At 65.2% G+C, this 18,120-nt stretch carries 18 protein-coding genes and 1 pseudogene; 7 read left to right on the forward strand and 12 right to left on the reverse strand.

Going from position 1 to position 18,120, the window contains the following annotated elements:
* Positions 1–282: pseudogene (locus QA609_RS05785) on the forward strand (hypothetical protein); the annotation flags it as partial.
* A 248-nt stretch (positions 283–530) separates the two neighbouring features.
* Here QA609_RS05785 and QA609_RS05790 read toward each other — a convergent pair.
* Positions 531–722, reverse strand: a complete 192-nt coding sequence (locus QA609_RS05790) for a hypothetical protein (RefSeq protein WP_278301634.1) — start codon at positions 720–722, stop codon at positions 531–533.
* A gap of 185 nt (positions 723–907) precedes the next feature.
* Between QA609_RS05790 and QA609_RS05795 the strand changes: the two genes are divergently transcribed.
* Complete coding sequence (locus QA609_RS05795; protein WP_278301635.1) at positions 908–1,804, forward strand: DUF3267 domain-containing protein; 897 nt, start codon at positions 908–910, stop codon at positions 1,802–1,804.
* Between the two features lie 466 nt (positions 1,805–2,270).
* Here QA609_RS05795 and carB read toward each other — a convergent pair whose 3' ends face one another.
* The 9 genes from carB to QA609_RS05840 all read right to left on the reverse strand — a co-directional run bounded on the left by carB (position 2,271) and on the right by QA609_RS05840 (position 12,303).
* On the reverse strand, positions 2,271–5,501 hold the full coding sequence (carB, locus tag QA609_RS05800) for a carbamoyl-phosphate synthase large subunit (RefSeq protein WP_278301636.1): 3,231 nt from the start codon (positions 5,499–5,501) through the stop codon (positions 2,271–2,273).
* A 125-nt stretch (positions 5,502–5,626) separates the two neighbouring features.
* Positions 5,627–6,115 (reverse strand): GrpB family protein, encoded by a 489-nt coding sequence (locus QA609_RS05805; RefSeq protein WP_278301637.1) that lies wholly within the window; start codon positions 6,113–6,115, stop codon positions 5,627–5,629.
* 384 nt (positions 6,116–6,499) lie between these two features.
* Positions 6,500–7,036 (reverse strand): DUF5815 family protein, encoded by a 537-nt coding sequence (locus QA609_RS05810; protein ID WP_278301638.1) that lies wholly within the window; start codon positions 7,034–7,036, stop codon positions 6,500–6,502.
* Between the two features lie 128 nt (positions 7,037–7,164).
* Entirely contained in the window at positions 7,165–8,037 is an 873-nt protein-coding gene (locus tag QA609_RS05815; RefSeq protein ID WP_278301639.1) for an ABC transporter permease subunit, read from the reverse strand.
* A complete protein-coding gene (locus tag QA609_RS05820; protein WP_278301640.1) occupies positions 8,034–8,951 on the reverse strand; it encodes an ABC transporter ATP-binding protein in 918 nt (305 codons plus the stop codon). Before QA609_RS05820 ends, QA609_RS05815 begins: the two co-directional genes overlap by 4 nt.
* Positions 8,952–9,145: 194 nt before the next feature.
* Positions 9,146–10,036, reverse strand: a complete 891-nt coding sequence (locus QA609_RS05825) for a winged helix-turn-helix domain-containing protein (protein ID WP_278301641.1) — start codon at positions 10,034–10,036, stop codon at positions 9,146–9,148.
* Positions 10,037–10,227: 191 nt separating this feature from the next.
* Positions 10,228–10,638 carry a hypothetical protein gene (locus QA609_RS05830; RefSeq protein ID WP_278301642.1) on the reverse strand — a complete coding sequence of 137 codons (411 nt, stop codon included), beginning with the start codon at positions 10,636–10,638 and terminating at the stop codon, positions 10,228–10,230.
* A gap of 61 nt (positions 10,639–10,699) precedes the next feature.
* Positions 10,700–10,921: a hypothetical protein gene (locus QA609_RS05835; protein WP_278301643.1), complete on the reverse strand. Its 222-nt coding sequence runs from the start codon at positions 10,919–10,921 to the stop codon at positions 10,700–10,702.
* A 143-nt stretch (positions 10,922–11,064) separates the two neighbouring features.
* Positions 11,065–12,303, reverse strand: coding sequence for an FAD-dependent oxidoreductase (locus QA609_RS05840; RefSeq protein ID WP_278301644.1), 1,239 nt, complete (start codon positions 12,301–12,303; stop codon positions 11,065–11,067).
* A 228-nt stretch (positions 12,304–12,531) separates the two neighbouring features.
* On the opposite strand from QA609_RS05840, the gene QA609_RS05845 reads away from it, so the two are divergent.
* From QA609_RS05845 to QA609_RS05865, 5 genes are all read left to right on the forward strand, one after another.
* Positions 12,532–13,128, forward strand: coding sequence for a DUF6149 family protein (locus tag QA609_RS05845; RefSeq protein ID WP_278301645.1), 597 nt, complete (start codon positions 12,532–12,534; stop codon positions 13,126–13,128).
* Between the two features lie 209 nt (positions 13,129–13,337).
* Entirely contained in the window at positions 13,338–13,643 is a 306-nt protein-coding gene (locus QA609_RS05850) for a HalOD1 output domain-containing protein (protein ID WP_278301646.1), read from the forward strand.
* 78 nt (positions 13,644–13,721) lie between these two features.
* A complete protein-coding gene (locus QA609_RS05855) occupies positions 13,722–14,990 on the forward strand; it encodes an MFS transporter (RefSeq protein WP_278301647.1) in 1,269 nt (422 codons plus the stop codon).
* A gap of 61 nt (positions 14,991–15,051) precedes the next feature.
* A complete protein-coding gene (locus tag QA609_RS05860; RefSeq protein WP_278301648.1) occupies positions 15,052–15,936 on the forward strand; it encodes a homoserine kinase in 885 nt (294 codons plus the stop codon).
* Positions 15,937–15,945: 9 nt separating this feature from the next.
* Positions 15,946–16,296 carry a hypothetical protein gene (locus tag QA609_RS05865; RefSeq protein ID WP_278301649.1) on the forward strand — a complete coding sequence of 117 codons (351 nt, stop codon included), beginning with the start codon at positions 15,946–15,948 and terminating at the stop codon, positions 16,294–16,296.
* Between the two features lie 27 nt (positions 16,297–16,323).
* On the opposite strand, the gene QA609_RS05870 is transcribed toward QA609_RS05865, so the two are convergent.
* Together QA609_RS05870 and pdxS are read right to left on the reverse strand one after the other, a co-directional pair.
* Positions 16,324–17,091, reverse strand: coding sequence for a hypothetical protein (locus QA609_RS05870; protein ID WP_278301650.1), 768 nt, complete (start codon positions 17,089–17,091; stop codon positions 16,324–16,326).
* A 97-nt stretch (positions 17,092–17,188) separates the two neighbouring features.
* Positions 17,189–18,097 carry a pyridoxal 5'-phosphate synthase lyase subunit PdxS gene (pdxS, locus tag QA609_RS05875; protein WP_278301651.1) on the reverse strand — a complete coding sequence of 303 codons (909 nt, stop codon included), beginning with the start codon at positions 18,095–18,097 and terminating at the stop codon, positions 17,189–17,191.
* Positions 18,098–18,120 lie beyond the last annotated feature (23 nt).

Genomic DNA, 18,120 nt, shown 5'->3' on the forward strand with positions numbered 1-18,120 from the left:
CGCCGACGCATTATTTCACATCTTCGATATGAAGGAGCCACCGATAAAAGTGAACTGATTCACAAACTCGTTACGTGGAAATACGGCTCTCAGCCCGGCGAAGTCTCGGACGAAGTAGTCGAGAGAGTTACACTGAATCTACACCACAAGCATCTCCCACAACTGAAAGATGCAAAACTCATCGAATACGATAGACGGTCCGAGAAGGTCGTAGTTCGTAACCTTCCGGAATTGGCTGAACTCTGTCTCGAGCACTGTGAATCAGCTGATCTGCCCTCGTAGTACAAAGAGAGAACGGCGGAACCCCGGGAGCGAAAAAATCCGTTTGAGTGGTCCGTGACTAACGCTCCGCTCCCGAGTATCGACTCAGCACTACAGATCGACTGACAGAAATACCAAATTCCCACCCACGGCGTACTGCGATAGGTGTTTCCGATGGTCGCATACGCTGCGAGAGCCGGGTTCACGTCGACGACATCAATCTCGTCATCACGGAATGCGTCGCTTTCGGTGACGGATTGACGCTGTGATCATTCGTTCGTGGGGTTCCCTCCGCTGAAATCGCCGTAGAGGAAGAATCCGAGGAAAACGACGATCAGGATGACTACCGCAGGGATCTCGACTCCCGATGCAAGCACCAAACCGATACCCAACAACAACCCAATCCCGAACGCGAGCGTGTGAGGCAGCGATCTGATCTGTGTCGGCGTGGTGAGGTTCATGCCCTCGAAAATACATCCGGAATACTTGTATCCACACGTCTTCCCGTATCCCTGGTTCAAGAACAGCGGTGTACGTGACCGATCGTGGACGTCTGTATCAGTCAGTGAGTTCCCGTGGTCCCTTCGTTTGCAGTAGATTGAATACCTCTGCAGGACAACGCCGGTTCAATTAGGTTGAATTTCTAGTGAACGAACGCGAGGAAGAGACGTTACTGATGGAGTTTGAGCTATCGCGGTCGCTGGTTTTTCAGTGGACGGCGGTGAGCACGCTCGGCTTCGTGATTGCGTTGATCGGTTTTCTGGCCCTCTATTACGCGATCACAGGCGACGAGACCGCTGCCAATTTGCCATTTGGACTGGCAATCGATGGGGTGTGGTGGTGGAGTCTGGCGCTGTCGTTTCTGACGTTCATCGTCTTGATCGCGTTGGTTATCGTGCCACACGAGCTGTGTCACGGCCTCGCCATCCGGGCGTTCGGCGGCGAACCACGGTACGGCTTCGGAGTCGCCTACGTTCTGTTTCCCTACGCATTCGCAACGAGCGAAACTCGGCTTACCCGCGATAAATTCATCGTCGTCGCGTTAGCACCGTTGGTCGTCCTGACGGGAATCGGCGTCCCTCTGATGCTCGTCTTCGAGATTCCCTGGCTAGCGATTGCCCTTGCGCTGAACGCCGCTGGTGCTGTCGGTGACGTGTGGATGTCGCTGATCCTCCTCAGTTACCCTGCGAGTGTGAGGGTCATCGACAAGGAAACAGGTCTTGAAGTGTACGGTCCACCTGGCACAACACGGCGTGAAACCGCACCGGCGACGGTGGCCTGGGATGTTCTGCTCGGGTTCACCGGGGGCGTGATTATCACAGCTATCGGTATCGGCGTGCTGGTGCCAGTCGTGCTGTCGGCCACTGGGGTCGAAGCGGTGGTAGCCGGGATCCCCGACACACCCCTGGTCCTCTTTGAATTCGCCCGGACGAACGGCGGGGCAAACTTCACTGTGGGATGGGGACTGATCGTCGTCGGAGCGGTGATCGGGCTGGTGTACGCTTTCACAAGTGCACAACGGCGTAGCGGCAGGGATGAGTGAAATTGGGTACGGAACACACAGCGAGCGGACAAACTGCCAGCGAACCCTGAGCGGCTACCCGGCTGCCGACCGGACGCCACGCTGAATCTTTCTTGTTGTTAACTGAGACGACATATAATGACGCGGCCGAACCGACCCGAGATAGGCGGCACAGTCATCCCCCGTCTGTCGTGGCGAGTCATCGGGAAGCCCCTGTTAGTCTTGTCACTCCGTTCACCACGCTGTTCTTGATAGGATTTGTAGATACCGTAGCTTATCGCGTGAATCGTTCGCCCACACCGACCGATCCGGTGTTATCCGAGTGCAGCATATCTCTGTGCCACATTCGCGCCCCGTACTCAGGACGAGTCCTTTAACGCCTCTATTAGTTGATGGAAGAAACGGCGTTAGGTGCCCCCACGTAACGACTCGACCGATTCGGACTCAGCTTCGGAGTTGAATAACGAAAACCGTAGTTCCAGCTACGTTACCGTCCCCACTCGGCGGTCCGCTTCGGGCGCTCGGTGATCGGCTGGACGTCGATCGGTTCGTCTTTCGCCTCGAGCGCCTCGAGAGCTGCCTTCGCGCTCGCGGGCGTCGAGAAGTACGTCACTTCCTCCTCGACGGCGACCTCGAGCAGGTCGCGGTCCCGCGAGATGATCAGGTCGACCTCCCCCTTCTTGACGGCGTCGACGAGGTCGACGGCCTCGCAGAGATCGAAGTGGTCGGTGTACCCTTCGACCAGCGCGTCGCCGGCCTCGGTGTCCGGGTCGGGGAACTTGTCGGCCGAGAGGTCGACGATCGCCGTCCCGGACTCGGGGATCGGCTTACCCGTCGCGTCCTGGGCCTTGTCGTAGGCGCGGCCGAACGAGTCGGCGCTGCCCATCACTTCGCCCGTGGACTTCATCTCCGGACCGAGGCGCGGATCCGAGCCCGGCAGGCGGTCGAACGGGAGGACGACCTCCTTGATCGAGGTCTGTTCGGGGATCTGCTCGTCGATCTCGAGCTCCGCGAGGGACTCGCCGGACATCACTCTGGCCGCGAGCTTGGCGATCGGGACGCCAGTCGCCTTCGAGATGAAGGGGACGGTACGCGAGGAGCGGGGGTTGGCCTCGAGGACGTACACTTCGCCGTCGCGAACCGCGAGCTGGACGTTCAGCAGCCCGACCGTCTCGAGGGCCTCGGCGATATCCTCGGTGACCTCGCGGACGCGGGCCAGCGTCTCGTCGTCGAGCGAGCGCGGCGGGATCATACACGCCGAGTCCCCGGAGTGGACCCCGGCGGTCTCGACGTGTTCCATCACGCCGCCGATGAGGACGTCCTCGCCGTCGGCAACGGCGTCGACGTCGAGCTCGATCGCGTCGGCGAGGAAGTCGTCGACGAGGATCGGTTTGTCCGGGCTCACCCGGACCGCTTCCTCGATATAGCGCTCGAGTTCTTCGTCGTCGTAGACGACCTCCATCGCGCGCCCGCCGAGCACGTAGGAGGGGCGGACGAGGACGGGGTAGCCGATCTCGTGGGCCAGCTCCATCGCCTCCGGTTTGCTGTGGGCGGCGCCGCCCTCGGGCTGGGCGATGCCTAACTCGTCCATCAGGGCGTTGAACCGGTCGCGGTCCTCGGCGAGGTCCATCGCCTCGACGCTGGTGCCCATAACCTCACAGTCGAGCCCGCGGCGGTCGATCTCGTCCTGCAGCGGGTCGCCGATGTTGACCGAGGTCTGGCCGCCGAACTGGACCATCACGCCGTCGGCGTCGGCCGCTTCGGCGACGTCGGCGACCTCCTCAGCGGTAATGGGCTCGAAGAACAGCCCGTCGGAGGTGTCGTAGTCCGTCGACACCGTCTCGGGGTTGTTGTTGACGACGTGGGCGTCGATCCCCTGCTCGCGCAGCGCCTGGACGGCGTGGACCGAACAGTAGTCGAACTCGACGCCCTGGCCGATCCGGATCGGGCCGCCGCCGACGACGATCACGCTCTCGACGTCGCGGTCGACCTCGAGCTCGCCTGCAGCGGCCGCGCCCTCGAGCGGGCCGGAGTCGAACTCGGATTTACGTGCGGAGTAGTAGTACGGCGTCTGGGCCTCAAACTCGCCGGCGCAGGTGTCGACCTGCTTGTAGGTGCGTCCCGGGACCGCCTGCTCGACGGTGTCGACGTCGACGTCGCCGCCCGCCGTCGCGGCGATCGTCGCGTTGGTGTGGCCGGCGATGGCGGCCTCGGTGAAGTCGCCCTCCTGGGCGGCGCGGGTCGAATCCGCGATGCGCTTGAACCGTTCGGTGTACCACTGGAAGATGCCCGTCAGTTCGACGACCTCGTCGACGGTGTAGCCGCGCTCGAAGGCCTCGAACATCGCGTACGGGCGGTCGGGAGAGGGGCGCTCGAGATAGTGGGACTCGAGTTCCTCGTCGGAGACGTCGGCCCAGTCGACGTCGGGCTCGTACTCGCTCGAGCGAAGCGCCTTCAGCAGCGACTCCTCGAAGGTGCGGCCGATGGCCATCGCCTCGCCCGTCGACTTCATCGCCGTCGTCAGCTCGAAGTCGACGTCGTCGAACTTGTCCTTGGGCCACCGGGGCACCTTGGTGACGACGTAGTCGATCGCGGGCTCGAACGCCGCGGTCGTCTCGCCGGTGATCTCGTTGGTGATCTCGTGGAGCCGTTTGCCCAGCGCGACCTTCGCGGTGACGCGGGCGATCGGGTACCCCGTCGCCTTCGATGCGAGCGCCGAGGAGCGAGAGACGCGGGGGTTGACCTCGACGACCCTATACTCTCCTCCTGGAGTGCCGTCGTCGCGCCAGGCGAACTGGATGTTACAGCCGCCCTGGATGCCGAGTTCGCGGATGACGTCCAGCGCCGCGGTGCGCATCTCCTGGTGGCCCTCGTCGGGGACGATCTGGGAGGGCGTGACGACCGTCGACTCCCCGGTGTGGATCCCCATCGGGTCGATGTTCTCCATGTTGCAGATGATGATACAGGAGTCGTCGGCGTCCCGCATCACCTCGTACTCGTACTCGACCCAGCCCGCGATCGACTCCGTGATGAGGACTTCGCTGTTGCGCGAGAGGCGCAGCCCCTTGCGAACGCGGCGAAGCAGTTCGTCGAACTCATGGACGACGCCCGACCCCGAGCCACCCAGCGTGTAGGTGGTGCGGGCGATCACCGGTAGGCCCCCGACCTCGTCGACGGCGTCCTGAACCCGTTCCTCGAGGTCGTCTTCGGTCAGCTCCGAGACCTTCTCGCCCTCGTCGAGCGCGATCGTCGTCGAGGCGGGCACGGGCTGGCCGATCTTCTCCATGCGCTGGCGGAAGAGATCGCGGTCCTCCGTCGCGTAGATGGTGTCGAGGGGGGTGCCCATGATCTCGACGTCGTGTTCCTCGAGCACGCCCTCCTCGGCCAGTTCGGCGGTGACGTTCAGCCCGGTCTGTCCGCCGAGGCCCGCGATAACGCCGTCGGGCTGTTCCTTGCGGATGATCTCGGCGATGGCCTCCGTCGTGATAGGTTCGATGTAGACCCGGTCGGCCATCTCCGGATCCGTCATGATCGTCGCGGGGTTGGAGTTGACGAGGACGACTCGAGCGCCCTCCTCCTGAAGCGCTCGGCAGGCCTGCGCGCCAGAATAGTCGAACTCGGCGGCCTGTCCGATCTGGATCGGCCCGCTGCCGATCAGCAGGATCGTGCGTCCGTCCCCTGTGGCGGCGTCCCCGCCGCTCTGGTGGTCCGTACTCATTGGTCCTATCCGTCCGGAGTTCGTACATCGTAATAAGCCCCACGAAACGATACGATTCTCGTAACTCGATTTCGAAATTCGAATATTGCCGGGGAACCGCACCGCACTCGAGCGCGACTGGCGGGTCAATCCCTCGCCGGGACGGGACAGTTCACGCCGACGTCGTCCGTGCGGGCGACCTCGAGCAGCCGCTCGTACTCCTCGCGGCGGTCGGGTCGCGCGGCGAGGACGTCGCGCGTAACCACGCTGATCTTCCAGCCGTCGCTCGAGGCCGCGAACACGTGATCGTTGAACCGCTGGCCGTCGTGCTCGCGGAAGATGGGGTGCCACTCCCCGGAGTTCTCGATGCGGGTCCCGCCGAGTTCGTCGGCGAGCAGTTTCGACACCTCGCTTACGGCGTCGTCCGCGACGACGATATCGAGGTCGACGATGTCCTTCGCGGCGAGGTTCGGAACGGCCGTCGAGCCGACGTGTTCGATTCGCTCGCAGTCGTCCTCGAGTCCAGCCCTCGAGAGCGCGTCGCGAACGCGGTCGCGCTCGGCGACGAACCGCTCGCGCCACGTTTCGTAGTCGGCAGGAACGAGTTCGATCGGGTCCTGGTCGGCGTTGACCATTGTTTTGCCAACTCGGAACGTCTATTTAGAACTTCTTCAGGTGTGTCGGGAGTAACCAAGGTCACGAGACAAGTCGGTACACCCGTTGACGGTACGATACGTTCAGGTATGATTATTGGAAGTATTTTTCCAGCGGACGCTCTTCGCTGAAGCTCGACGTTCGACAGCCTCCGTTCGATGCCGCGACGAGTTTCCCCGATATCAGAACTCGTCTGCGAACTACGGCGCTCTTCGGTCGCTCGAGGATTAGGTCCGAGAGCTTCGGTGGACTCCACTGGGAGGAGGCGAGTGAGCCGTCGAATACGCGCTCTTCTCGAGGAGCGCGAGGATCTCCGCTTGTATACGGTGGACGACGTGGTGACTGCGATCAGCTAGCGCTTCGCGTCAGAGCGCCCGGTCGTGCTCGCTCTCGAACTCCCGCTGACGGCGGTACTGCTCGACGAACTCGCTCACGTCGAACTCGAGCATCTGTTCTTCGAACTCCGTGATCGCGGTGTCGTCCTCGGCGTGACTGATCGCGTGCTCCATCAGCTCGACGACGAGTTCGACGACGATCTCGTGCAGTCTCCGGGAGTCGAAGTCGGTGACCCACAGCATCGAGTAGCCGACCGCGCCGTCGTCGCTCGCGTCGTGGGTGACGACTGCTTCGGGGAACTCCTCCATGACGACGCCCAGTAGGTGGGGCGTGCCGAACTCGTCGAACTCGTCGTCGGTCTCGACGAGTTCCTGAAGCACGACCACGAACGACTCGGGGAAAAAACGCGAGGGCGGGTGAACGTCGGTGACGACGGCGTGGGTCTCGCCGCAGGTACAGGCGTACTCGCGCATGCCGAGGTCGATCTCGTGGGGATCGAGGGACTCCCCACAGGGAAGCTCGAGCTGATCGTCGGGCTCGGGGCCGGGGACGCGGGGCTCTGCCATTGTGCGTAGTTAGAGCGTCGACAGTAAAAGGTCGACGACTCCGCTCTCGGACGGACTGCTGTAAGTCGTTGACGACGCAACCGCGAGTCACCCTGGGTTGCGCCGGGAAACCGCTACAGCAGACCGTATCAGAGGTCCGACGAGTCGAACCGGTAGTAGCCGATCGCGAGGGGGACGACCAGCCACAGCAGGAGGACGACGAGTCCGATCTCGGGGCTGGCGTAGAACGGCTCCGCGTCGGCGGCGGTCACCTCGACGCCGGCGCCCGCCTGGGCCGGATCGGCGCCGACGGTCTCCGCGAGGTCGGGCAACAGTGCGACGATCGTCGAGAAGTACGCCGAGGAGGGCGAGAGCTGCGTGACCGTAAACACCCAGTCGGGGATCGTCGCTGGGAACGAGAAGCCCTCGACGACGTACAGCACCCCCATCGGAACGACGTCCCACAGCAGTTCGAAGACGACGAAGAAGCCGAGCGCCAGCGTCGTCGCGCGCGAGGTCGACCCCGTCGTCGCCGAGATGCTCACGACGATCGTCGCGTAGACGGCCGCGAACGAAAGCGTAGCGAGGACGAACACCAGCACGGCGACGCCCTCGAACTCGCCGAGCAGCGCGGCGCCGAAGCCGAGCCCGACGACCAGCCCGACGCCGAGTCCGAACGCGAGGACGGCGGCCCGACCGAGAACCTTCCCGGCGAAGACCTGCCCGCGGGTCGTCGGCAGGGAGAGCAGGAGCTTGATGCTCCCGAGTTCGCGCTCGCCCGCGAGGGACTTGTAGCAGACGACGATCGCCGCGATCGGAACGAACAGCCCGACGAGTCCGATCGTAAAGAAGAGCAGCCCACCGAACGTCGCTCCTGCGGGCGAGCCGAACATCTCGGGCACCTCGACGTAGGCGTACGTCGAGACGAGCGAGAGCACGACGAAGACGGCGACGAGCGCCCACAGCGCCCGCGACTGGACGGCGTCGCGGAAGTCCTTCTTCGCGACGGTGAGCCAGGTCACGCCTCGACCTCCTGGGTATCGTTGGTGTAGCGGACGAACAGATCCTCGAGCGAGGACTCGACGACCGAGAAGTCCTGGACCGACGCGACGCGGTCGATCGCGTGCAAGGCGGCGAACTTCGAGACGCCGTCGATCGACACCCGGAGGCGGCCGTCGTCGATCGCCGCGCTACCGATACCGTCGAGGTTCCGAACCTGCTCGAGCACGCGCTCGTCGAGATCGGTGACGTAGACGTACAGCGTTTCGCCGGTCTCGGTCGCGTCCCGGAGGCCGTCGATGGTGTCGACGGCGACCAGCTGCCCGCGGTTGATGATCGCCACGCGGTCACAGACCGCCTCGACCTGCTCCATGATGTGACTCGAGAAGAAGACGGTCGTCCCGCGATCGTTCTCCTCGCGGATGATCTCGCGCATCTCGCGGGCGCCGTTCGGATCGAGACCCGTCGAGGGCTCGTCGAGGACGAGCAGGTCGGGGTCCCCGACCAGCGCCATCGCGAGCACGAGCCGCTGGCGCATCCCCTTCGAGTAGCCGCCGGCCCTTCGGTCGGCGGCGTCGGCGATGCGAACGCGCTCGAGCAGCGCGTCCGGGTCCTCGCTCGCCCCTTTCATTTCGATCGCGAACTCGACGTGCTGGCGACCCGTCAACCGATCGTAGACGTGGTAGCCGTCCGGGAGGACGCCGGTTCGACTGCGGACGAGCTGGCCCGCCTCCTGGGCGTCGTGGCCCAGGACGGTCGCCGTCCCCGCCGTCGGGCGGATGAAATCCAGCAGAACGTCGATCGTCGTCGACTTCCCTGCCCCGTTGGGCCCCAGGAAGCCGAAGATCTCTCCCTCCCTGATCGTGAGATCGAGCCCGTCGACGGCGACGACGTCGCCGAACCGCTTGGTCAGTCCCTCGAGTTCAATCGCCGCCATGCTCACCTCTCCTCGAGACGAACCGCGAACGTGAGAGGTTCGAGACGCGTTCCAACTTCGCCACAGCAGTGTTCATACCTCCTGATCGCCGCCGACCGAAATAAATATTGTAGTTTTCGTTACATATTGACAGCGCAACAACTCAAAATCAGTTGAGCAAGCCGATTCATACGTCAGGCGTCGCCTGCGCCCGGCTACGAAACGGGCGTCACGGTCAGTTCGTCGTCGATCTCGAATCGCCGCGTCTCGCCGTCGAGGGTGATCTCGACTGCCGCCGAGAACGGATCGACGGTGGCGACGTCGATCGTTACGGTTTCCGCGGCGATACACTCGAAAAACTCCCAGAGCGGGCGCTCGAACACGAAAACGTCGTGTTCGCGAAAGAACGCGGTGCCCGCGGGATGGTGGGCGACGATCGCCTCGAGCGGGACGTGGATCGCGAGCCAACACTCTCGACAGGTGCTCTCGAGGGAGTACAGCGTCCGATCGTCGCGAGGGTGTGACTCGACGGTCGTCTCGACGACGCCGTAACACTCCGGACAGACGCCGTCCCGGATCAGCGTCACGGACCCCCAGATCCGCGCGCCGACGCTGTCGACGACCTCCTCCGCTGATCGGTGTCGCGTCTGGCTGCGCGGAAGGAGATCGGTGAGCAGCCTCGACTCGCAGGCGTCACAGCGGACGACGAACCGTTCTCGGTCGACAGTTGCGACGAGCGACTCGCTCCCACAGAAGACGCAGACCCCGTCGACGTCGGTATCGTCGAAGCGTCGCGTATTCTCGTAGAATCCGGCGAGGAGCGTTCGGACGATCTTGTCGCCACCGTACGTGAGCCGGTAGCCGCCGTCGGTCTCGGCGAGAAACGGACCGACGAGTCGGTCGAGGTGGTAGGAAAACTGCGACGTGCTCGAGACGTCGACGGCGTCGTAGAGCTCGGTAAACGACATTCGAAGCCACTGCTCCTGTCGGTCTCGTTCGGCTTCGGCCAGCGCGAGAAGGATCTCGAGGCGGGTACGGTTGCCGAGCGCGCCGATCGCGTCGATGACGTCCTCGTCGATTCGCGCCCCGTCGTCTCTCGGAGTCATCGGTTGGTGTGTTGAGTGGCGGTTTCACCGAGGCAAGGCCACCGTCTCGAGCCCGGGAGGAAGCCGTTCGTCCCGCGCTCGGTCGCCGAGTTCTCGGTCTTGCGTTCGGTTCGTACGGTTTGCCGTACCGACGTCCCGTCGAAACCGCAGAACGGTCGCGGTTGCACCGGGACTGGCGTGCAGGAGTCGTATCAGGGCCAGTCGTCCCGGACCGGCTCGGCGTCCTCCTCGTCGTCCTCGACGTCGGTCGCGACGACCCAGTCGGCGGCCTCGGCCGCGTCCTCGACGGGGAGGTACTCCCAGCCGACCTCCTCGGCCAGCTCCTCGTCGGCCTCGTCGTCGGCGATGAAGACGTACCGGTCGGTGTCGAACTGGTCCTTGACGGCCTCGAGGCTCTCCGCTTTGCCCCGGGGACCCGAGAAGAAGTCCTGTCGGATGCGGTTCTTGCGCGTGTAGTTCGTTACGACGTAGGTCGGTTTCTCCGAGACGACGCCGATGTACTCGCTCCAGCCTCTGGCGTCCTCGAAGACGCTTTCGGGCGACGCGAGCGCTTGCAGCGCCTCGAGCTCGAACGCCAGGGTCATGTCGCTACCGCCGTTCATACGCTATCGAAGCGGCGCACGGGGGAAAACGGCTTCGATACTTCCAACGAACTCGGAACGACTACGCCGCCTCGACCCGGTAGTAGCCCGTCGCGACGACGACGGTGCCGGGCTCGAGATCGGTACCAGTAGCGGTCAGCCGACGGCCTCCCTCGAGCGCCGCGTAGAACAGCTCGAGGCTTCGGTCGTCGAGCTGATCGATGTGTCGAACCGTCGCGTCCGGCGCGACGGAGTCGACGCGCCTGAGCGTGAGTGACCGTCCCGTACTGGTAGTAGTTGCCATGCGTGTGGTTACCAAACCAGTGCTATAACTTAACTGTTGTCACTGCACGAATTGGATCAATCGAGTACGCGGGGGTCGAGAGGTCACGTACGTCCGATACAGTGGCGGTTCGGCCCGTTATCGCGGGGAGGTCGCCGAACGGGCTACTGTTCCTGTGGCGGCGCGAGGTCGTCGAGGTCGACGGTCTCCTCGAGCAGGACCTCCTTCTGATCGGCGACGACGCGCTGTTCGCGCATCAGCTGTTTGAGCTTGCTCTGCGGGGCGAGATCGCCGATGAGGACGCCGCCGACGACCTTGCCGTCCTTGAACGCGATCCGGCGCCACTCGGTGTCGCTGTACTTGCGCTCGGCGTGGTCGTCGCCAAGCGTCGGGTGGCCAAAGGAGAGGAAGGGGAAGTCGAAGTGCGTGATCGAGTACGAGGAGACCCACTCGAACTCCTCGGCCTCGTCGTCGGCGGCCATATTGACGCCGGCGATCCGACCCTGCTCCTTCGCGGAGCCCCAGGAGCCGTTCTGGGCCTGCTCGCCGAGCAGGACGTCGTAGAAGCGGGTGATGTCCCCGGCCGCGTACACGTCCTCGAGGTTCGTCTGCATGTACTGGTCGACGACGATCCCGTTGTCCTGCTCGAGGTCGATGTCGCCGAGATACTCGGTGTTGAACGTCAGGCCGATGGCGACACCGGCGAAGTCACACTCGTAGCGGTCGCCGTTGGGGTCGACCGCCGCGACCACCTGCCCGTCGTCGTCGGTCTCGAAGTGGTCGACGCCGCTGTCGAACACCGGCTCGACGCCGACGTCGCGCATCCCCTCGTGCATGATCTCTGCACCCTCGCCCGAGAGCGCGTAGCGCCACCAGCGGTCGCCCCGCATCAGGTACTTGCCTTCGACACCCTGAGCGCCACAGACGGCGGCGAAGTCGATGCCGAGCAGACCGGCACCGACGATGACGCCCTTCTCGGCTTCCTCCGCGCTCTCGCGGATCTTGCGGGCGTCCTGGAACGTCCAGAAGTGGTGGATCCCCTCGGCGTCGCTGCCGTCGACCGGGAGCTGCGTGGGGGTTCCGCCGGTCGCGATCAGCAGCTTGTCGTAGCCGATCTCGTCGCCCTCGTGGGTGTGAACCACCTTCTCGTCGGTGTCGACGCCGGTGACGTGGGTGTTCAGCGAGAGCTCGATGTCGCGCTCCTCGTACCAGTCCTCCTCGTGGATCGAGATCGGCGCCTCGGGAAGTTTGCCCTTCGCGTGTTCCTTGATCAGGATCCGGTTGTACAGTGCCTCCCCCTCATCGGTGATGACGGTGATCGAAGACTCCGGGTCCTCTTCCCGAAGCGTCTCGGCAGCCGAACTGCCCGAGATCCCGTCACCGATGATGACGTACTCGGTCATATCCAGACCGTTCGTAATGCGGGTTAAAGTGGATTGCTATCTCGTCTATTTCCGTCGTGTCCCCAGACTGTCTCCACGCTCGTACACCGAGACCCCCGCTCTCGGTCCAGAACGGAAAGGCGAGGATCCCTCCCGGCTCGCCTCGGCTCGCCCCCTCGGACGGAGCCGGTTCCAGTCACCTTCGCCCCCTCCGAACCGTTCTTGAGGGATCACTCCCTAGCGGCCCATATGAAAATCAGCCAGAACGTGCGCCACTTCGCCTCTCGAAAGGCCCTCGAGACCCCGGTCGTTCGCTCGGTCGCCAAATCCGGCCTCGTCCGGATGCACACGAAGATCTTCACGAAGAAGGCCGATCCCGCCCACGCAGAGGAGCGAACGGATCACCTCGACGACTTCTTCGACGCGACGATGGACACCTACCTGCGAGCGCTCCAGGAGGGGTACTCGGAGGCCGAAGCCCGCGAGATCACCCACATCCAGGCGAACTTCGACTTCTACAACCACGGCTGGACGGAGATGATGGAGTTCCCCGCCGACGAACTCGGCGATCACTACGATCGCTACCGGGAGTTCTTCGAGCGCTGGGACGTGACGATCGACGACCCGCTCGGCCAGTTCGCGCCCGTCGGCGGCGTCGCCGAGGCGCCCTCGACCCCCGAGAAGCTCGACGAACCCGAACACCCCTACGCCGAGGGTGGGTTCGCCGACGACGTCTACGTCGAAACCGACGACGGCGAACTGATCGTCGGCGGGCAAGAAGAGCCCGAGGACGTCGACGTCTCGCAGGCGGTCGGCGTCGACGAGGAAGTCGACGAGACGAACTGACGACGCAGGCGCCGGTCCAGCCGGTCGAGCGATCCGTCCCGACTTGCCGGCTGACCGCTCCGAAATCTCGCTACCGTAAGACGGACGATTCCCGGGCGGGAACCGACCTGGTCGTCGTTTTGTACGACGGCTTTATAAGAGGTGTCTGACAGGTATTTATTAGTAACGCTCACATACAGGCTTTCCGTCACGCGCGAGAGACGAGAGCTATGACGTCACGAAACTTCACCCCAGGGGATGCGGGTTCCGCGCCGACGAACACGGTCGTCTTCCGCCACGACTGGACGACCCGGGAGAACCTCGTCGAAAAGGTCGTTGCGGCGGTGGCCGACGTTACCGGCAGCGACGAGACGGAGGTCGAACGGCTTCACGACCGCCTCGATCCCGGGTCGCTCAACCGCCTGTTCGATCGACGTCGAACCGACCGCGACCCGGGGAGTGCGCGGCTGATTTTCCCGCTCGAGAGCTGCACGATCACGGTGTACGGCTCCGGGCTCGTCGTCGTCCAGGAGTAGCGCCGGCGGACCGATCTCGAGCGGGATCGATTCCAAGCCGCTAAGTACACGGCCCGTCGCCGTTCGAGTACTGACTCGATGGCACTGAACGCAAACGATCGGTCGATCGCCGGCTTCACGATGGCCGGTCACGCGCTGGTTCACTGGTTCGAGACGGCGATTCCGATCTTCCTGGTCGTCTGGCTTGCAGAGTTCGACGTGAGCATCGCCCTGCTCGGACTGGTCGTCGCGCTCGGCTACGCCCCGTTCGGCATCGGCGCCCTGCCCGGCGGGATCCTGGCCGACCGGTACGGAACGAAGCGACTCATCGTGCTCTGTCTCGCGGGGATGAGCCTCGCCTTCCTCGTCCTCGCGATGAGTACGTCGATCTACGCGATCGCCGTCGGCCTCCTGCTCTGGGGAATCGCCGCCAGCATCTACCATCCCGCCGGGCTCTCGCTGATCAGCACCGGCGTCGAGGAGCGCGGGACGGTGTTCGCCTGGCACGGGATCGCCGGCAACGCCGGCATCGCGCTCGGTCCGTTCGTCGCCGCGACGCTGCTGATCTTTCTCGACTGGCAGTACGTCGCCGCGATCCTCGCCGCCCCCGGTCTCCTGGCGGTGCTGTACGGGTTGACCGCGGAGTTCGAACCGACCGCCGCGGTCGAGGGCGACGTCGACGCGGGGGCCGACGAGGCCCTGTCGCTGTCCGATCTCGTCTCGAACTCGAAGGCACTGTTCGCGAGCGCGTTCGCCATCGTCTTCGTCATCGTCACTTTCGAGGGGCTGTACTACCGCGGGATGCTCACCTACCTCCCGGAGATCCTCCACGGGCTGCCCGCGATGGACGCTCTCGCCCTGCCCGACGGGCTCGAGGGGATCGAACCCGCCGACTACATCTACGTCGGGCTGCTCGTCGTCGGGATGGCCGGCCAGTACGTCGGTGGTAAACTGACCGACCGCGTTCCGCCCGCCCGCGGCCTGGCGGTCCTCTTCGCGATCTTCACCGTCCTCGCACTGGCGTTCATCCCTGTTACAACGATGGGGCTGTGGGCGGTCGTCGCCCTCTGTGGCGTCTTCGGCTTCTTCCTGTTCGCGATCCAGCCGTTCTACCAGAACGCGGTCGCGGTCTACACGCCAGCCGATAGTCGCGGCCTCTCGTACGGCTACACCTACCTCGGCGAGTTCGGTCTCGGGGCCGCAAGCATCGCCCTGGGCGGGTTCGTCCTCGACGTCTCGCTGGGCTGGTTCTTCGTAATGATCGCCGCGTTCGCGCTGATGGGGATGCTCCTCTCGGCGGCGCTGGTCGCGGGGCTGGACTGGTTCGCCGACGCGGAGCCGACGCCCGAGACCGCGACCGACGACTGACCTCCCGTCGATTCTCTCGTCGTTCGCTACCTTTTTGGCCGCTCTCTGGAAAGCACTCGGCATGCTCACCGTGCGGGCTCCGGCGACCAGTGCGAACCTCGGGAGCGGCTTCGACGTCTTCGGCGTCGCGCTCGGAGCGCCCGCCGACGTGCTCCGGGTCGAGCGCGCCCCGGAGACGTCGATCACGATCACCGGCGCCGGAAGCGACTACATCCCGACCGATCCGGAGAAGAACACCGTCGGCGCCGTCGCCGAGGCCCTCGACGCCCCGGCGACGATCCGGATCGACAAGGGGGTTCGTCCCTCCTCCGGCCTCGGCTCCTCGGCGGCCAGCGCGGCGGGGGCCGCGGTCGCGCTCAACGCCCTCTACGACCGGGGACTCTCGAGGGAGGAACTCGTCCCCGTCGCCGCCGAGGGCGAGGCCCTGGTTTCGGGCGAGGCCCACCCCGACAACGTCGCCCCCTCGCTGCTGGGCGGCTTTACGATCGCCACCGACGACGGCGTCACCCAGGTCGACGCGTCGCTCCCGGTCGTCGCCTGTCTTCCCGAGACGAGCGTCTCCACGCGCGACGCCCGCGACGTCGTCCCGAAGACGGCCGCCCTCGAGGACGTCGTCGACACCGTCGGCCACGCAGCCACCCTCACCGTCGGGATGACCCGGGACGACCCCGAACTCGTCGGCAAAGGGCTGAACGACGCCATCGTCACGCCGGAGCGCAGCGCCCTCATCGACGGCTACGACGCGGTTCGCGAGGCCGCCCTCGAGGCGGGCGCGACCGGTGTCACCGTCAGCGGTGCCGGCCCGGGCGTGCTCGCGGTCTGTTACGCCGCCGATCGGCGAGCCATCGCCGGGGCGATGATGGACGCCTTCGACGCCGAGGGGATCGAGAGCCGGGCCTACCAGACGACGATCGGCGAGGGAGCGCGGCTCTACCCTGACGGCTGACGCGGATCGATGGGTGCGCGAACCGACGCGGTACTCTCGCTCGTCGCGCTCGCCGTCTTCCTCGCGTTCGCGGCTCTCGTCGACGCGTCGCTCTCCCCGCTCTTTCTGGCAGTCGGCAGTCTCGGAACGATCCTGTTCGAACTGCTCGCGGCCCGCGAGTACGGCCTCGTCCGTCGGTACTGGGAGCGACGGGACGTCCAGGCCGTTTCGCTCGCCGTCGCGATCGGGCTCGCCGCCGTCGGCGCTCGAGTCGCGCCCGCGCCGGTACTGTCGCTGTGTTGTGGCGCGGTAGCGACCTATCTCGTGTTTCTCGGACTCGTCCGAGTCGGGGCCGTCCCGCCCCCTCGGACGTGGTGGTAGGGCCGACCTGGCGCTTTGCCCATGCCCTTAGTCGCGTCGAGCGCGCCGCCAGCGACGGCCATACACGCGGGGGAACGCCTCGACCTTCGCGTGGCGAACGTCGGTCGGCACGGTCGAGACCCGGGTGGAGACGCTCGCCGGGAGCGGGCCTACGGGCATCGAGGAGACGGCGGTCGGGTTGTTCGACGTCGGACGTCGCCCCTCGTAGCCGGAGCCGCGCTGGTGTGACTCGTACAGCTCCTCGACCGTCGAGTGGGCGTCGATCACCGCCTCCCTGGCGGGCTCGAGTCGCTCCCTGACTTCCTGCTGGAACGCCGCGTTCGTCGCCTCTCCCTTCACCTCTTCGGCGAACGCCTCAACCTCCTCGGCCGCCTCGGAGTCGTCGGTCGAGTCGAAGGCGTCGGGGCCGAGGACGTCCTCGAGTTCGGCCCGGAGCTCGTCGGACTCCCGTCCGAAGTCGGCGAGGTCGACGGCGTTCCAGAGCTCCCGCAGTTCGATCGCGCGTCGGAGGGCGTCGAGGTCGAGCGCCAGCTTCGGATCCCGCTCCCGGATCGCCTCGGACAGCCCCTCGAGGTCGAGGACGTCGACAGCCGCCTCGCCGTCAATGGCGTCGGGCAGCCGCTCGAGGTCGACGGTGTCGACGACGTCCTCGAACTCCGCGACGACGTCCCACAGCTCGGCCGCCGTCGCCGCCAGCGTCTCGTTCGACGTCTCCTCGGCGACGGCCCGAAGCAGTTCCTCGAGGGCGTTCGCGAGGCGATCGAACAGCTGCTCCAGAGGTGTCGACTGACTCATAGGACCGGTACGCTCGGCACCGAGAAAACGGGGCTGCTTACCGATTCGTTCGCGCGAAAACCGGCAGCAGACGAGAACAGTCTCGATCGCTACCCGATCAGACGCCGCGACCCTGGAGCTTCTCTTCTTCCTCGAGGTCGGCGTTGGCGTCGCCTTTCATCCCCTTGCCGAGGTTCGAGGCGATCTCGGCGAGGCGCTCGGGCTCGTCCCAGTTGTTGACCGCTTCGACGATCGCTTCGCCCATCTCGGTCGGGTTCTCGGCGCCGAAGATTCCGCTGCCGACGAAGATGCCGTCGCACTCGTGGTGCATCATCAGGGCGGCGTCGGCGGGCGTCGCGATCCCGCCAGCGGCGAAGTTGACGACCGGAAGGCGCCCCATCTCGGCCGTCTCGTGGACCAGTTCCGCGGGCGCTTCGATCTCGCGAGCGTAGGCCTCTCGCTCCTCGTGTTTCATTCCCTCGAGCTCGCGGATCGCACCCTTGATCGTCCGCTGGTGGTGAACGGCCTGGTTGACGTCGCCGGTGCCGGCCTCGCCCTTCGTGCGGATCATCGCCGCGCCCTCCCCGATCCGGCGCAGGGCCTCGCCGAGGTTGCGCGCGCCGCAGACGAACGGCGCGGTAAAGTCGCGCTTGTCGATGTGGTAGGCGTCGTCGGCCGGAGTCAGCACTTCGGACTCGTCGATCATGTCGACGCCGACGGCCTCGAGGATCTGGGCCTCCTTCGTGTGTCCGATCCGGGACTTGCCCATAACCGGGATCGAGACTTCGTCGACGATCTCGGCGACGTCCGCGGGGTCAGCCATCCGCGCGACGCCGCCCCGCTTGCGGATGTCTGCCGGGACGGCCTCGAGAGCCATCACAGCCACGGCGCCGGCGTCCTCGGCGATCCGGGCCTGTTCCTTGTCGACGACGTCCATGATGACGCCGCCCTTCTGCATCTGTGCGAAGCCGCGTTTCACGAGGTCCGTGCCCCGGCGAAGCTCCTCGAGATCGGTGGTTTCGGCCATGTCGCGGCGTTAGGACGCACTGT

This window comes from Natronococcus sp. A-GB7, assembly GCF_029688865.1.
In the GTDB taxonomy this organism is placed as follows: domain Archaea; phylum Halobacteriota; class Halobacteria; order Halobacteriales; family Natrialbaceae; genus Natronococcus.

Excerpts from the sequence above, each read along its gene's own strand:
- QA609_RS05790 (WP_278301634.1), bottom strand. The coding sequence starts at position 722 with ATGAACCTCACCACGCCGACACAGATCAGATCGCTGCCTCACACGCTC.
- carB (WP_278301636.1), bottom strand. The coding sequence starts at position 5,501 with ATGAGTACGGACCACCAGAGCGGCGGGGACGCCGCCACAGGGGACGGA.
- QA609_RS05805 (WP_278301637.1), bottom strand. The coding sequence starts at position 6,115 with ATGGTCAACGCCGACCAGGACCCGATCGAACTCGTTCCTGCCGACTAC.
- QA609_RS05810 (WP_278301638.1), bottom strand. The coding sequence starts at position 7,036 with ATGGCAGAGCCCCGCGTCCCCGGCCCCGAGCCCGACGATCAGCTCGAG.
- QA609_RS05820 (WP_278301640.1), bottom strand. The coding sequence starts at position 8,951 with ATGGCGGCGATTGAACTCGAGGGACTGACCAAGCGGTTCGGCGACGTC.
- QA609_RS05825 (WP_278301641.1), bottom strand. The coding sequence starts at position 10,036 with ATGACTCCGAGAGACGACGGGGCGCGAATCGACGAGGACGTCATCGAC.
- QA609_RS05830 (WP_278301642.1), bottom strand. The coding sequence starts at position 10,638 with ATGAACGGCGGTAGCGACATGACCCTGGCGTTCGAGCTCGAGGCGCTG.
- QA609_RS05835 (WP_278301643.1), bottom strand. The coding sequence starts at position 10,921 with ATGGCAACTACTACCAGTACGGGACGGTCACTCACGCTCAGGCGCGTC.
- QA609_RS05840 (WP_278301644.1), bottom strand. The coding sequence starts at position 12,303 with ATGACCGAGTACGTCATCATCGGTGACGGGATCTCGGGCAGTTCGGCT.
- QA609_RS05845 (WP_278301645.1), top strand. The coding sequence starts at position 12,532 with ATGAAAATCAGCCAGAACGTGCGCCACTTCGCCTCTCGAAAGGCCCTC.
- QA609_RS05850 (WP_278301646.1), top strand. The coding sequence starts at position 13,338 with ATGACGTCACGAAACTTCACCCCAGGGGATGCGGGTTCCGCGCCGACG.
- QA609_RS05855 (WP_278301647.1), top strand. The coding sequence starts at position 13,722 with ATGGCACTGAACGCAAACGATCGGTCGATCGCCGGCTTCACGATGGCC.
- QA609_RS05860 (WP_278301648.1), top strand. The coding sequence starts at position 15,052 with ATGCTCACCGTGCGGGCTCCGGCGACCAGTGCGAACCTCGGGAGCGGC.
- QA609_RS05865 (WP_278301649.1), top strand. The coding sequence starts at position 15,946 with ATGGGTGCGCGAACCGACGCGGTACTCTCGCTCGTCGCGCTCGCCGTC.
- QA609_RS05870 (WP_278301650.1), bottom strand. The coding sequence starts at position 17,091 with ATGAGTCAGTCGACACCTCTGGAGCAGCTGTTCGATCGCCTCGCGAAC.
- pdxS (WP_278301651.1), bottom strand. The coding sequence starts at position 18,097 with ATGGCCGAAACCACCGATCTCGAGGAGCTTCGCCGGGGCACGGACCTC.